The 13,985-nt window shown below is 53.1% G+C and carries 10 protein-coding genes; 6 read left to right on the top strand and 4 right to left on the bottom strand.

What is annotated here, in order from left to right; translation table 11 throughout:
* Window positions 1-3 precede the first annotated feature (3 nt).
* The 3 genes from NMD08_RS24465 to NMD08_RS24455 are packed head-to-tail and all read left to right on the top strand — an operon-like array spanning window position 4 to window position 3,503.
* Window positions 4-2,301: a formate C-acetyltransferase gene (locus tag NMD08_RS24465; RefSeq protein WP_210905497.1), complete on the top strand. Its 2,298-nt coding sequence runs from the start codon at window positions 4-6 to the stop codon at window positions 2,299-2,301.
* Entirely contained in the window at window positions 2,267-3,145 is an 879-nt protein-coding gene (locus NMD08_RS24460) for a [formate-C-acetyltransferase]-activating enzyme (RefSeq protein WP_370619226.1), read from the top strand. The genes NMD08_RS24465 and NMD08_RS24460 overlap by 35 nt, the downstream gene beginning before the upstream one ends.
* A 1-nt stretch (window position 3,146) precedes the next feature.
* On the top strand, window positions 3,147-3,503 hold the full coding sequence (locus tag NMD08_RS24455) for a PTS fructose-like transporter subunit IIB (protein ID WP_151218465.1): 357 nt from the start codon (window positions 3,147-3,149) through the stop codon (window positions 3,501-3,503).
* Here NMD08_RS24455 and NMD08_RS24450 read toward each other — a convergent pair.
* From NMD08_RS24450 to argE, 4 genes are all read right to left on the bottom strand, one after another.
* Window positions 3,490-4,341 carry an AraC family transcriptional regulator gene (locus NMD08_RS24450; protein WP_151224168.1) on the bottom strand — a complete coding sequence of 284 codons (852 nt, stop codon included), beginning with the start codon at window positions 4,339-4,341 and terminating at the stop codon, window positions 3,490-3,492. The genes NMD08_RS24455 and NMD08_RS24450 overlap by 14 nt on opposite strands.
* Before the next feature lie 85 nt (window positions 4,342-4,426).
* Window positions 4,427-6,160 carry a phosphoethanolamine transferase CptA gene (locus tag NMD08_RS24445; RefSeq protein WP_370619224.1) on the bottom strand — a complete coding sequence of 578 codons (1,734 nt, stop codon included), beginning with the start codon at window positions 6,158-6,160 and terminating at the stop codon, window positions 4,427-4,429.
* Between the two features lie 211 nt (window positions 6,161-6,371).
* Window positions 6,372-9,023 (bottom strand): phosphoenolpyruvate carboxylase, encoded by a 2,652-nt coding sequence (ppc, locus tag NMD08_RS24440; protein ID WP_151224169.1) that lies wholly within the window; start codon window positions 9,021-9,023, stop codon window positions 6,372-6,374.
* A gap of 240 nt (window positions 9,024-9,263) precedes the next feature.
* Window positions 9,264-10,415 (bottom strand): acetylornithine deacetylase, encoded by a 1,152-nt coding sequence (gene argE / locus NMD08_RS24435; protein ID WP_151218469.1) that lies wholly within the window; start codon window positions 10,413-10,415, stop codon window positions 9,264-9,266.
* A gap of 155 nt (window positions 10,416-10,570) precedes the next feature.
* On the opposite strand from argE, the gene argC reads away from it, so the two are divergent.
* From argC to argH, 3 genes are all read left to right on the top strand, one after another.
* Window positions 10,571-11,575 carry an N-acetyl-gamma-glutamyl-phosphate reductase gene (argC, locus tag NMD08_RS24430; RefSeq protein WP_151224170.1) on the top strand — a complete coding sequence of 335 codons (1,005 nt, stop codon included), beginning with the start codon at window positions 10,571-10,573 and terminating at the stop codon, window positions 11,573-11,575.
* A gap of 10 nt (window positions 11,576-11,585) precedes the next feature.
* Window positions 11,586-12,359 (top strand): acetylglutamate kinase, encoded by a 774-nt coding sequence (gene argB, locus NMD08_RS24425; RefSeq protein ID WP_151218470.1) that lies wholly within the window; start codon window positions 11,586-11,588, stop codon window positions 12,357-12,359.
* A 74-nt stretch (window positions 12,360-12,433) separates the two neighbouring features.
* Window positions 12,434-13,807, top strand: a complete 1,374-nt coding sequence (gene argH, locus NMD08_RS24420; protein WP_151218471.1) for an argininosuccinate lyase — start codon at window positions 12,434-12,436, stop codon at window positions 13,805-13,807.
* The last annotated feature ends 178 nt before the right edge of the window (window positions 13,808-13,985 follow it).

The following is a 13,985-nucleotide window of genomic DNA, read 5'->3' as shown; positions in this document are numbered from 1 at the left end:
TTCATGACCAATCGCATCCAACGTTTGAAAGCCGCTCTGTTTCAACATAATCGTGAAATCTCACTTGAGCGCGCGCAACTGTATACCGCCAGCCATCAGCAGACGGAAGGGGATCCGGTCATTCTGCGTCGGGCGAAAGCAACCGCGTATATCCTTGAGTACGTTGAAATTTCGATTCGTGATGAAGAGCTGATTGCAGGCAACCGTACCGTTAAGCCGCGGGCGGGAATAATGTCGCCGGAGATGGATCCGTACTGGCTGTTGAAAGAGCTGGACCAGTTCCCGACGCGTCCGCAGGACCGTTTTGATATTAGTGACGAAGATAAACGTCTCTATCGTGATGTGCTGTACCCGTACTGGGAAAAGCGCTCGATGAAGGATTTCATCAACGGTCAGATGACCGATGAGGTAAAAGCCGCCGTCAGCACCCAGATTTTTAGCATTAACCAGACGGACAAAGGGCAGGGACATATCATTATTGATTATCCGCGCCTGCTGAATCACGGGCTTGGTGAGCTGGTCACGCAGATGCGGCAACACTGCGAGCAGCAGCCGGATAACCACTTTTATCAGGCTGCGTTGCTGCTGCTTGAAGCTTCGCAAAGCCATATTCTGCGTTACGCTCTGCTGGCAGAAAAAATGGCGGAAGATTGCCCGGATGCGCAGCGTCGTCAGGAACTGCTCGCCATTGCCGCAAACTCCCGCCACAACATGCAGCACAAGCCGCAAACCTTCTGGCAGGCGTGCCAGCTGTTCTGGTACATGAATATTATTTTGCAGTATGAGTCCAACGCCAGCTCGCTTTCGCTGGGGCGTTTCGACCAGTATATGCTGCCGTTCTACCAGACCTCACTGACTCAGGGGGACGATCCGGCTTTCTTAAAGGAGATCCTCGAATCATTGTGGGTAAAGTGCAATGACATCGTATTGTTGCGTTCTACCAGTAGCGCGCGTTATTTCGCTGGATTCCCGACGGGATATACCGCGCTGCTCGGCGGATTGACGGAGAACGGACGCAGCGCGGTAAACGTTCTCTCATTCCTCTGCCTTGATGCTTACCAGAGTGTACAACTGCCGCAGCCAAATCTTGGCGTGCGCACCAATGCGTTGATTGATACACCTTTCCTGATGAAGACGGCGGAGACCATTCGTCTTGGCACCGGTATTCCGCAGATCTTTAACGATGAAGTGGTGGTGCCTGCGTTTCTGAACCGTGGCGTATCGCTGGAGGATGCGCGGGATTACGCCGTGGTCGGCTGTGTGGAGCTGTCGATTCCGGGCAGAACTTACGGCTTGCATGACATTGCCATGTTCAACCTGTTGAAAGTGATGGAAATCAGTCTGTATGAGAACGAAGGCAACAGCGCGCTGACGTATGACGGTCTGCTGGCGCATATTCGCGCCAAAATTAGCCACTACATCACGCTAATGGTGGAGGGCAGCAATATCTGCGATATCGGCCATCGTGACTGGGCGCCGGTACCGCTGCTCTCTTCGTTTATCAGCGACTGCCTGGATAAAGGTTGTGATATTACCGACGGCGGCGCACGCTATAACTTCTCTGGCGTGCAAGGTATTGGTATCGCCAACCTGAGTGATTCTTTACATGCGCTTAATGGATTGGTGTTCGAACAGCAGCGCTTAAGTTTTGACGAGCTGCTGTCGGTATTAAAAGACAATTTTGCCACGCCGGAAGGTGAAAAGGTACGCGCCAGGTTGATCAACCGTTTTGAAAAATACGGCAACGATATTGATGATGTGGATAACATCAGCGCTGAACTGCTACGTTTTTACTGTAAAGAGGTAGAAAAATACCAAAATCCGCGCGGTGGGCAATTTACGCCAGGTTCGTATACCGTTTCTGCTCACGTGCCGCTGGGTTCGGTAGTGGGGGCGACGCCGGATGGCCGTTTCACCGGAGAGCAACTGGCAGACGGTGGCCTGTCGCCGATGCTGGGACAGGATATGCAGGGGCCGACTGCGGTGCTGAAATCGGTCAGTAAGCTGGATAACACATTGCTTTCAAACGGTACCTTGCTGAACGTGAAGTTTACGCCAGCTACCCTTGAAGGAGAGGTGGGATTACGCAAGTTGGCAGATTTCCTGCGTGCGTTTACTCAACTTAAGCTACAGCACATCCAGTTTAACGTGGTGAATGCCGAAACATTGCGCGAGGCACAGCATCGTCCGCAAGATTTTGCCGGGCTGGTGGTGCGCGTGGCGGGTTACAGCGCCTTCTTTGTCGAGCTGTCGAAGGAGATTCAGGATGACATCATTCGCCGCACCGCGCATCAGCTGTGAGGTTGTGGAGCAGTGCGACGATGAAGCCGCACGCATCTTCAACATTCAGCGTTACTCGCTAAATGATGGGCAAGGCATTCGCACAGTCGTCTTTTTTAAAGGCTGTCCGCACACCTGCCCGTGGTGTGCTAACCCCGAATCTCTCTCTCCACGTATTGAAACGGTACGACGAGAGAGTAAATGCCTGCATTGTGCGCCTTGCCTGCGTGATGCTAATGAATGCCCTTCCGGGGCGTTTGAACATATTGGCTGTGATATCACGCTGGATGAGCTGGAACGCGAGGTGCTGAAAGATGAACTCTTTTTTCGCACCTCAGGTGGCGGAGTGACGCTTTCCGGTGGTGAAGTGTTGATGCAAGCGCCCTTTGCCATCCGCTTTTTACAGCGTCTGAAGCGGCTGGGGATTAGGTGCGCTATTGAAACTGCAGGTGACGCCCCGGCCAGCCGCCTGCTTCCGCTGGCAAAAGCATGCGATGAAGTGTTGTTTGATCTCAAAATTATGGATGTGGCGCAGGCGCGCGAGGTGGTCAATATGAACCTGCCGCGCGTGCTTGAAAATTTGCGGCTGTTAGTGAGGGAGGGAATCAATGTGATTCCCCGTTTGCCGTTAATTCCTGGATATACGCTCAATGCGGAAAACCTGCGACAAGCTTTGACGCTGCTGACATCCTTAGGCATAAAACAGGTTCATCTGCTACCGTTTCATCGGTATGGTGAACCGAAATACAGCCTGCTCGGCCTGCCCTGGTCGATGAAAGATGTGCCCGCGCCATCGGCGCAAGAGTTGGCTGCATTGCGTGGGATGGCGGAACGCGCTGGTTTTCAGGTAACCACAGGAGGTTAATATGACAGTCGCACCTGTACGATATCTGGTTGCGGTTACCGCGTGCGTAAGCGGCGTGGCACATACCTATATGGCTGCCGAACGGCTGGAGAAGCTCTGCCAGCAAGAGAAGTGGAGCATTAAGATTGAAACTCAGGGCGCGCTGGGAACCGAAAATCGCTTAACGGAAGAAGATATTAACCGCGCTGATGCGGTGTTGCTCATTACCGATATTGAACTTGCGGGGGCGGAACGCTTTACGCAGAGTCGATACGTGCAGTCGGGCATTAGCGCTTTTCTGCGTGAACCACAACGGGTGATGAGTGCAGTACGAAAGCTGCTGTCAGCGCCGCAGCACACACATCTTACTCTGGAGTAGTTTTTTTCTCCGTCAACTGGCTGTGATACTGCCGACGATACTCTGACGGTGAACGTTCAGTATTCTTGCGAAACAGGCGGCAGAAGTAGTTGCTGTCAACAAATCCACAGGTGTGTGCTACTTCTTTGATCTTCAGCTCGTAACCCTTTAACAGCGTTTTTGCGTGTTCCAGTCGCGTATGATTCAGGTATTCGTTAAAACCGATTGCGCCCGTTTTTTGAAACAGGTGGGAGAGGTAATTGGGTGAAATGTAAAACGCCTGCGCAACGGATTCTCGGGTGAGCGGCGCAGCGTAACGCTCGTCAATATAACCGCGAATGGCTTCGAAAAGGGCCTGGCTGCGGGATGCGGTCTGGATCTGGCTGCCGAGCAGATCGCGACAATGGCTCAGCAAGCTCGCAACGATTAACCTGGCCGTTTGCTGTTCTTGCGGCTGCATTTGCATCTCATGGAGCGTTTGCAGCAGAAAAGAACCAATACGTGGCCCGCGCCGTGCGACGTGTTGGCGGGTAAGATTTTGATATTGCTTGCCGTCCCACTGGACGATGCTGAAACCCAGTTGCTGTTTGCCGAACAGAATGCTGAGTGTCGTGACCGGTGTGACCCACTGCGGATAATTCCAGCCGCCAGCCGGAACGAACAAGACATCGCCGGGGGTAAGCACCTTATCAACGCCAGAATCCGCAAATTCACCTTCCAGCACAATTTCCAGCCGGGGAAAATCGACCTGATACGCCAGTTCCGGTGTTGTGCTAGTGGTGCTGGCAAAATACACCTGGCGCAGCGGTGCGGGGCCGTTAATCAGGCGGGAGAGAAGATGGCTTACGTCGTGATACATGTTAATCCCTTGCAGGCAGCAGACAGGGAAACAGTAACCGCCATCCTAAAAAAAGGCCACTCTTTAAGAGTGGCCGGTGCGAGAGTTACTGATTACCGATCTGATCGCCGTAAGGCAGGGAATCGTAATCTATCAGGGCATTCTTCTTGTACGGATTGCCAATCCAGCGGGTTGTCTCTTTGAACTGCGGGTTGGTAATGGCGCGAGTTGGATCGAAACCATCGTAGGTGAAGCCCGCTAAGTCAGACCAGGTGTGGATAAGCTCAGAGCTGCTGTATTTACGATTCACATCCTGTGAAAAGTCACGTGGATGCGCGGCCTGCCATTTTTCCGAGGTCCACAACAGGAACGGCACCGTATACATATGGCGCGTTGGGCTGTCCTCATTACGACCCTGCGTTTTGTGCGGTGGCGTATCGTAAACCTCTTCACCATGATCGGAGAAGTACAGCAGGAAGCCGTTCGGATCGGTCGCTTTATAGTCTTTGATCAGACTGGCAATAATATGATCATTGTAGACATTCGCGCTGTCGTAATCGTTGTAGGCTTCCAGCTCATCGTTACTCAGGCCAGCGGGAACATTGTCGATATTATTGTCGAACTTACCCTGGCCATCCGGATAGCGGAATTTGTACTTAATATGCGTTCCCAGCAGGTGCACGATGATGAACTTTTTCGGCGCCGGGTCGGCCAGCACTTCTTTAAATGGTGCCAGCACGTTGCTGTCATATTCGCGTGCGCTTTGCGTACGCTGCTGGTTCATATAGAACTGCTTATCCGTCTGCTTAGAGAACACGGTCAGCATGGTGTTGCGGGCCGTCATTGTCTGCTGATTGGTGATCCAGAAGGTTTTATAACCCGCCTGTTTCATCATGTTCATCAGAGACGGCTGAGTCAGATACAGATCCGGGTTCTTCTCGTTGGCGAAGGTCAGCGCCTGCTGCAGGATTTCAATGGTGTACGGACGTGAGGTCACAACATTATTGAACACGGTGAAGTTAGGATCGGATTTATGCAACGCATCCAGTTCTGGCGTCGTTTCACGCGGGTAGCCATACAGGCTCATGCGGCCACGTTGCGTTGACTCGCCAATCACCAGCACTAGCGTACGCGGTGCGTCACCTGAGCTGTCTTTAAAGTTGGCCAGTGGTGGCAGGGCATTGTTCTCATTCAGCAGGCTATTGAGCGAGGTCAACTGCTGACGATATTGATAATACCCGGAGATGAATTGCCACGGCGCGGCGGGCTCCATACGTGAAGCAAGGCCATCCAACGTTTTTTCAAACGGTTTTTGTTTGATGAAGGTGTTCACCGTCATTGGATGCAGAATCAAACCGTATAAAAGCGCAAACGACACCAGGTAGCGCCAGGGCGATGGAATATGTACCGGGCGCAGGCGCGTCCATAGCAGAATTGCTATTGCCGTATAGGCCAGCGCAATTAAGACGATCTTCAGACTGAAGTATTGACTCAGGTACTCGCTGGCTTCGTTCGCATTGGTTTCAAACATCACGTACAGAACGCTTTGCGAGAACTCTTGCCCGTAAATGACGTAATAGCTCAGAGCAGCCAGCGATGCCACCCATAGCACTATGCCAATGACGGCAGCAATAATGCGGATACGGTTTGGAAATAAAAATACCGGGATCAACCACAGCGAGCTGAACAGCAGGGAGTCGCGTAGGCCGGTAGATCCGCTATAGCCGCTGAAATAGATAACGGCCTGCAGTAATGAGGAAAAAAACCAAAAATAGAGGAGCGCCCAACCCAGGGCTTTCCAGCTAAACGCGGGTTTAGACTGGAGTTGTAAGGATTGCATAGTATGAGCCTGTCTTTAATTGTAGCGCCAAGAGTAGCGGCTAAACATTAAGAGGAACTGAAGCATCACGATCTCAGGATCGTGTTTCGCTGTTGTAATATTCACGTAGTGAATATGTTCAGGCAGGAATATATTGAAAATGAAATGATTGTAACAGCGGTTTTTACTGTCGCCTTCGTACAGTAGCACGAAGGCGACAGCTGGAGGGGTGTTAGCCTGTATTGCGCATACCGGCGGCAACACCAGCGATAGTCACCATCAGCGCTTGTTCAACGCGTGGATCCGGTTCATGTCCTTGCTCTTCGGCCAGGCGTGAACGGTGTAACAGCTCAGCCTGTAAGACGTTCAGTGGATCGGTATAAATATTTCTTAACTGAATGGACTCGGCAATCCACGGCAGGTCGGCCATCAAATGTGAGTCGTTGGCAATCGCCAGCACGACATCGATATCGGCTTCCAGGCGCTGACGAAGTTCTTCGCCCAGCGGCCACAGCTCTTTTTTGACCAGGCGCTGATCGTAGTATTCTGCCAGCCACAGATCCGCTTTGGCGAAAACCATTTCCAGCATGCCAAGACGCGTGGAGAAGAATGGCCAGTCGCGGCACATTGCTTCGAGTTCGCTTTGCTTACCGTCTTCAACCACTTTTTGCAGCGCGGTACCAGCACCCAGCCATGCCGGGAGCATCAGGCGGTTCTGCGTCCAGGCAAAGATCCACGGAATGGCGCGCAGAGACTCAACCCCGCCGGTTGGGCGACGTTTTGCCGGACGTGAACCGAGCGGCAATTTACCCAGTTCTTGCTCTGGCGTCGCGGAGCGGAAATAAGGAACGAAGTCTTTATTTTCACGCACATATCCACGATAAAGCTCACAGGAGATATCGGAAAGCTCATCCATGATATGACGCCAGTTATCTTTCGGCTCTGGCGGCGGTAACAGGTTGGCCTCCAGAATTGCTGCGGTATACAGCGACAGGCTGCTGATGGTCACTTCCGGCAGGCCGTACTTAAAGCGGATCATCTCACCTTGTTCTGTCACGCGCAGGCCGCCTTTCAGGCTGCCTGGCGGTTGGGAGAGCAGTGCCGCATGGGCAGGTGCGCCGCCGCGACCAATGGACCCGCCGCGACCGTGGAACAGCGTCAGTTCGATACCGGCTTTTTCGCAGGTTTTGATCAGCGCATCCTGGGCCTGATATTGTGCCCAGGAGGCGGCCATCACGCCCGCATCTTTTGCGGAGTCAGAGTAGCCAATCATGACCATCTGTTTGCCCTGAATAAAGCCGCGATACCAGTCGATATTCAGGAGCTGGGACATGACGTCATCGGCATTGTTGAGGTCGTCCAGCGTTTCAAACAGCGGCGCGACCGGCATAGCAAAACCGATACCGGCTTCTTTCAGTAACAAGTGTACGGCCAACACATCTGATGGCGTTTTCGCCATCGAGATAACATAGGCGGCAATGGAACCGTACGGTGCTTCGGCAATAACCTGGCAGGTGTCCAGCACTTCACGGGTGTCGTTGCTTGGTTCCCAGTGACGCGGCAGCAGCGGACGTTTGGAATTCAGTTCGCGGATCAGGAAAGCTTGTTTATCGGCTTCTGACCAGTTTTCGTAGTCGCCAATGCCCAGATAACGGGTCAGTTCGCCCAGAGCTTCAGTATGACGGGTGCTTTCCTGACGAATATCGATACGTACCAGCGGTACGCCGAAACATTTCACGCGCCTCAGGGTGTCGAGCAGTTCGCCATTGGCGATGATACCCATGCCACAAGCTTGCAGAGACTGGTAACACGCATAAAGCGGGTCCCAAAGTTGTTCGTTTTGGGTAAGAAGGCCCGCAGGCTTCGGCAATTTCTCGCCTTTCAGACGGGCTTCCAGCCAGGCCTGGGTTGCCATCAGACGTGAACGCAACGTTTTCATCAGATAACGGTAAGGTTCCGCCGCACCTTCTTCGCCCACCAGCGCCAGCAGTTCCGGTGTGGCATCTACCATCGACAGTTCAGAAATCAAAAACTGGATGTCTTTCAGGAACAGATCGGTGGCTTTCCAACGACTGAGCAGCAGCACGTGGCGGGTGATATCCGCCGTTACGTTCGGGTTGCCGTCACGGTCACCGCCCATCCAGGAGGTAAAGCGAACCGGGACAAAATCAACCGGCAGCTTATAACCCAGGTGCTCTTCCAACTGTTCGTTCAGTTCGCGCAGATAGTTCGGCACGCCTTCCCACAGGCTGTTTTCAACCACCGCGAAGCCCCATTTGGCTTCATCAACCGGGCTTGGACGCAGTTTACGAATTTCATCCGTATGCCAGGACTGGGCAATCAGCTGGCGCAGACGGCGCATCAGCTGGTGGCGTTCGTAATCGACGAGGTCTTTGTTGTCAAGCTGTTTGAGGCAGGCGTTTACCTCGCCCATTTTATGGATCAACGTGCGGCGGGTGATCTCGGTCGGGTGGGCGGTGAGTACCAGTTCCAGCGAGAGAGACTCCACGGCTTTCTTGATGGTGGCTTCATCGAGGTTGGGCTGGTCTTTCAATTTACGCAGGGTGCGAGCAATCACTTCCGGGTTGCTGGCGGCTTCGCCTTTTGGCGAAATGCTGTGGTGCTGCTCGGCAGTGTTGGCCAGGTTCAGAAACTGGCTAAACGCGCGGGCAACCGGCAGCAGCTCGTCGTTAGACAGGTTTTGCAGCGTAGTGAGCAATTCCTGGCGATTGACTTCATTGCCAGCGCGGGATGACTTGGACAACTTACGGATTGTTTCTACGCGGTCGAGAATGTTCTCTCCCAGCGCGTCCTTGATGGTCTCTCCCAGCACTTTGCCGAGCATACTGACATTACTACGCAACGCGGAATATTGTTCGTTCATTAACCCAGACACCCCATTTTGAAATTATTAGCCCTGTATTTTTCGGACTTAACTTTTTAGCCGTCTTTTATAAAGCCACGTAAAACTCGTGGCGTCAATTGCTGCGAAATCGGTTCAGCAAACGAAAAAATGGCGGCAATTTACGTTATTTAATTCACATCGAATCAAATAAGCGTTGCTTATGGAAATGTTAATAAATTACCTCGCTTACCACTAAAGGGTTAGCGAGGCGATAAGCGGTTAATGCCAGCAGAAGTGGTGCACTACCTGGGTAATTAACTCCCGCGTCGGCTTGATAAAACGCGTTTCCAGATACTCATCCGGCTGATGCGCCTGATTAATGGAGCCAGGACCCAACACCAGCGTTGGGCAAAGCGTCTGGATAAACGGCGCTTCGGTGCAGTAGTTCACCACTTCCGTTTGCGCGCCCAGCAGTTTCTCAACCACTTGTACCAGTTGATGGTCAGGTGGGCACTCATAGCCTGGAATGGGCGGATGCAGTTCCGACACCGTCAGGCGACCCGGCCAGCGCTCGCTGACCGGGGCCAGCGCATCGTTAAGTAAGCCACTGAGATCGTTGAGCGTCATGCCGGGGAGGGGGCGAATATCCATATGCAGTTCGCAGCAGGCGCAGATGCGGTTGGCAGCATCGCCACCGTGGATGTGACCCAAATTTAACGTCGGATACGGGACGGTAAACGCATCATGGTGATAACGCTCTTTCAGGTCGTCGCGCAAAGTCATGATATGGCCAATGGCATCATGCATCAGCTCAATCGCATTGACGCCACGCGCCGGATCGCTTGAGTGGCCCGATTGCCCCAAAATGCGAATCGCATTAGAGATATGACCTTTGTGCGCGCGGACCGGTTGCAGGGAGGTGGGTTCACCGATGATCGCACAGTCCGGTCGCAGGGCGGTGGTTTCAGAGAAGTAGCGTGCACCCGCCATGCTGGTTTCTTCGTCGGCAGTGGCCAGAATGTACAGGGGTTTTTTCAACTTCGTGACATCGACGTCGCGCAGCGCATCGAGGATAAAGGCGAAGAAGCCTTTCATATCCGCCGTACCCAGACCGTAGAGCTTATTGTCATGCTCGGTGAGAGTGAACGGATCGCGCGTCCAGCGTCCGTCATCAAACGGGACGGTATCGGTATGGCCCGCCAACAACAGACCGCCAGCCCCTTGCCCGATGCTCGCCAGCATATTGAATTTATTTCGCGTATCGGGAACCGGCTGGACCTCTACATTGAAGCCTAAATCTTTAAACCAGCCCGCAAGCAGAGTGATTAAACCTGCATTGCTTTGATCGAGTGCTTCTTCGGTGGCGCTAATCGACGGTGTGGCAATCAGAGCGCGGTAAATCTCGATAAATGGCGGTAAATTGTTTTTCATTGTTGACACACCTCGGGTCATGATAGTATCAATATTCATGCAATATTTGTGAATAAAAATACATTAACGTTAAGCATAATAAAACCCACCAAGTGTAAGGTGAGGTGATAAAGGCTTATACCTGGCAACAGAATCTAAGAAGGTGAGCAGCCCCGATGTTGAATACGCTGATTGTGGGCGCCAGTGGTTATGCCGGCGCAGAGCTTGTGACCTATGTAAATCGCCATCCTGATATGAACATAACCGCTTTGACCGTCTCAGCGCAAAGCAATGATGCAGGAAAATTAATCTCCGATTTGCATCCGCAGTTGAAAGGCATTGTCGATTTACCGTTGCAGCCAATGTCAGATATCAGCGAGTTTAGCGCAGGGGTGGACATTGTGTTCCTCGCAACGGCTCATGAGGTGAGTCATGACCTGGCCCCGCAGTTCCTGCAGGCTGGATGCGTGGTGTTTGACCTTTCGGGCGCGTTTCGCGTAAACGACGGCGCGTTCTATGAAAAATATTACGGCTTTACCCATCAGCACCCTGACCTGCTGGAGCAGGCCGTTTATGGGCTGGCGGAGTGGAGCGAAGACCAACTAAAAGACGCGAACCTGATTGCCGTACCAGGTTGTTACCCAACAGCGGCGCAGCTTTCGCTTAAACCGCTGATTGATGCCGGGCTGCTGGATCTCAGCCAGTGGCCGGTGATCAACGCCACCAGCGGCGTGAGCGGCGCGGGGCGTAAGGCGGCTATTTCCAACAGCTTTTGTGAGGTGAGCCTACAGCCGTATGGCGTGTTTACCCATCGTCATCAGCCGGAAATCGCGATTCACCTTGGTGCGGAAGTGATCTTCACCCCGCATCTGGGTAACTTCCCCCGCGGCATCCTGGAAACTATCACCTGCCGTTTGCAAACGGGCGTAACCCATGCGCAAGTGGCCCAGACGTTGCAACAGGCGTATGGCGATAAGCCACTGGTGCGTTTGTATGACAAAGGCGTTCCAGCGCTGAAGAACGTGGTTGGCTTACCGTTCTGTGATATCGGGTTCGCTGTACAGGGTGAGCACCTGATCGTGGTGGCAACTGAAGATAACTTATTGAAAGGCGCGGCAGCACAGGCGATGCAGTGCGCAAATATTCGTTTTGGCTTTGCCCAAACGCAGTCTCTTATGTAAAGGTGCAACAATGAATCCATTAATTATCAAGCTGGGCGGCGTTTTACTGGATAGCGAAGAGGCGCTGGAGCGTCTGTTTACCGCATTGGTGAATTATCGTGAGTCGCATCAGCGTCCACTGGTCATTGTGCACGGTGGCGGCTGCGTGGTTGATGAGCTGATGAAGCAGCTCAATCTGCCGGTAAAAAAGAAAAATGGCCTGCGCGTCACGCCAGCCGATCAAATTGACATTATTACCGGCGCCCTGGCGGGAACAGCGAATAAAACCTTACTGGCCTGGGCAAAAAAACATCACATCGCGTCTGTGGGTCTGTATCTTGGCGATGGTGACAGCGTAAAGGTGACGCCGCTCGATAAAGAGCTGGGTCATGTTGGACTGGCGCAGCCGGGTTCGCCTAAGCTGATTAACACGCTGCTGGAAGGTGGTTTTCTGCCGGTAGTGAGCTCCATTGGCGTTACTGAAGACGGACTACTGATGAATGTTAATGCCGACCAGGCGGCAACGGCGCTGGCAGCAACGTTGGGGGCGGATCTGATCCTGCTCTCTGACGTAAGTGGTATTCTGGATGGTAAAGGTCAGCGTATTGCTGAAATGACCGCCGTCAAAGCGGAACAACTGATTGAACAAGGTATTATTACTGATGGCATGATCGTGAAGGTCAATGCGGCACTGGATGCTGCGCGTACGCTGGGCCGTCCGGTGGATATCGCCTCCTGGCGTCATGCCGATCAACTTCCGGCGCTGTTTAACGGCACGCCAATTGGTACGCGGATTTTAGCGTAAGATTTTATTGAATGACTGTAGGCCGGGTAAGCGCAGCGCTACCCGGCGGAACTAATGAATAAAGGAACGATGTTATGGCACTTTGGGGTGGGCGTTTTACACAGGCAGCAGATCAGCGGTTCAAACAGTTCAACGACTCGTTGCGTTTTGACTACCGCCTGGCAGAACAGGATATTGTCGGCTCTGTGGCCTGGTCCAAAGCGTTGGTAACGGTTGGCGTACTGACCGCCGATGAGCAGCTGCAGCTGGAAGAGGCGCTGAATACTCTGCTGGAAGAGGTTAGGGCGAATCCGCAGCAGATCCTGCAAAGCGATGCCGAAGATATTCATAGCTGGGTAGAAGGAAAGCTGATCGATAAAGTCGGCCAGCTTGGCAAAAAACTGCATACCGGACGTAGCCGTAACGACCAGGTCGCGACCGATCTTAAACTGTGGTGTAAAGATACGGTTATTGAATTGCTGTCGGCCAATCGTCAGTTGCAAAGTGCGTTGGTGGTGACGGCAGAGAATAACCAGGACGCGGTTATGCCGGGTTACACCCACCTGCAACGTGCGCAACCTGTGACGTTTGCCCACTGGTGCCTGGCCTATGTTGAAATGCTGGCGCGTGACGAGAGCCGTCTGCAGGACACACTCAAACGCTTAGACGTTAGCCCGTTAGGCTGTGGCGCGCTGGCGGGTACGGCATATGAAATCGATCGCGAGCAGTTGGCCGGTTGGCTGGGTTTTGCCTCGGCGACGCGCAACAGTTTGGATAGCGTTTCTGACCGTGATCACGTGCTGGAGCTACTCTCCGACGCCTCTATCGGTATGGTGCATCTGTCACGTTTTGCTGAAGACCTTATTTTCTTTAATACCGGGGAAGCGGGCTTTGTTGAGCTGTCCGATCGTGTGACTTCGGGCTCATCTCTGATGCCGCAGAAGAAAAACCCGGATGCACTGGAGCTGATCCGCGGTAAATGCGGTCGTGTGCAGGGGGCGCTGACCGGCATGATGATGACATTAAAAGGCCTCCCGCTGGCATACAACAAAGATATGCAGGAAGACAAAGAAGGGGTGTTTGACGCGCTCGACACCTGGCTGGATTGCCTGCATATGGCCGCGCTGGTGCTGGATGGCATTCAGGTGAAACGTCCGCGTTGTCAGGAGGCTGCGCAGCAGGGCTATGCTAACGCCACTGAACTGGCGGATTATCTGGTGGCAAAAGGTGTTCCGTTCCGCGAAGCGCACCATATTGTGGGTGAAACGGTAGTTGAGGCGATTCGGCAGGGCAAACCGCTGGAAGCTCTGTCGCTTGCCGATTTACAACGGTTCAGCCAGGTCATTGGCGATGACGTTTACCCGATCCTCTCGTTGCAATCTTGCTTAGACAAACGTGCGGCGAAAGGCGGCGTTTCGCCCCTGCAGGTTGCGCAGGCGATCGACTATGCGAAGGCGCGTCTGGCGTAAATTGATGGGTAATGATTCGAGCCTGGCGCCACGCCGGGCTTTTTTATGCAAAAAAAATGCGGACACAAGGTCCGCAAAAGTTCACGTTGGCTTTAGTTATTTCGAGTATGAGAACGGACAGTAGCTTCAAGGGTTAAAGGGGTACCGTTCCGTTTCTGTGGTGCATTATTAAACAGAA

Origin of the sequence: Citrobacter meridianamericanus (genome assembly GCF_041320245.1) — a bacterium.
Classification (GTDB): Bacteria; Pseudomonadota; Gammaproteobacteria; order Enterobacterales; family Enterobacteriaceae; genus Citrobacter; species Citrobacter meridianamericanus.
This window is presented reverse-complemented; position numbering and strand designations above follow the sequence as displayed.

What these genes read in the sequence shown, in the direction of transcription:
- NMD08_RS24465 (WP_210905497.1), top strand. Translation starts at nt 4, where the DNA reads ATGACCAATCGCATCCAACGTTTGAAAGCCGCTCTGTTTCAACATAAT.
- NMD08_RS24455 (WP_151218465.1), top strand. Translation starts at nt 3,147, where the DNA reads ATGACAGTCGCACCTGTACGATATCTGGTTGCGGTTACCGCGTGCGTA.
- argB (WP_151218470.1), top strand. Translation starts at nt 11,586, where the DNA reads ATGAATCCATTAATTATCAAGCTGGGCGGCGTTTTACTGGATAGCGAA.
- ppc (WP_151224169.1), bottom strand. Translation starts at nt 9,023, where the DNA reads ATGAACGAACAATATTCCGCGTTGCGTAGTAATGTCAGTATGCTCGGC.
- NMD08_RS24445 (WP_370619224.1), bottom strand. Translation starts at nt 6,160, where the DNA reads ATGCAATCCTTACAACTCCAGTCTAAACCCGCGTTTAGCTGGAAAGCC.
- NMD08_RS24460 (WP_370619226.1), top strand. Translation starts at nt 2,267, where the DNA reads ATGACATCATTCGCCGCACCGCGCATCAGCTGTGAGGTTGTGGAGCAG.
- argC (WP_151224170.1), top strand. Translation starts at nt 10,571, where the DNA reads ATGTTGAATACGCTGATTGTGGGCGCCAGTGGTTATGCCGGCGCAGAG.
- argE (WP_151218469.1), bottom strand. Translation starts at nt 10,415, where the DNA reads ATGAAAAACAATTTACCGCCATTTATCGAGATTTACCGCGCTCTGATT.
- argH (WP_151218471.1), top strand. Translation starts at nt 12,434, where the DNA reads ATGGCACTTTGGGGTGGGCGTTTTACACAGGCAGCAGATCAGCGGTTC.
- NMD08_RS24450 (WP_151224168.1), bottom strand. Translation starts at nt 4,341, where the DNA reads ATGTATCACGACGTAAGCCATCTTCTCTCCCGCCTGATTAACGGCCCC.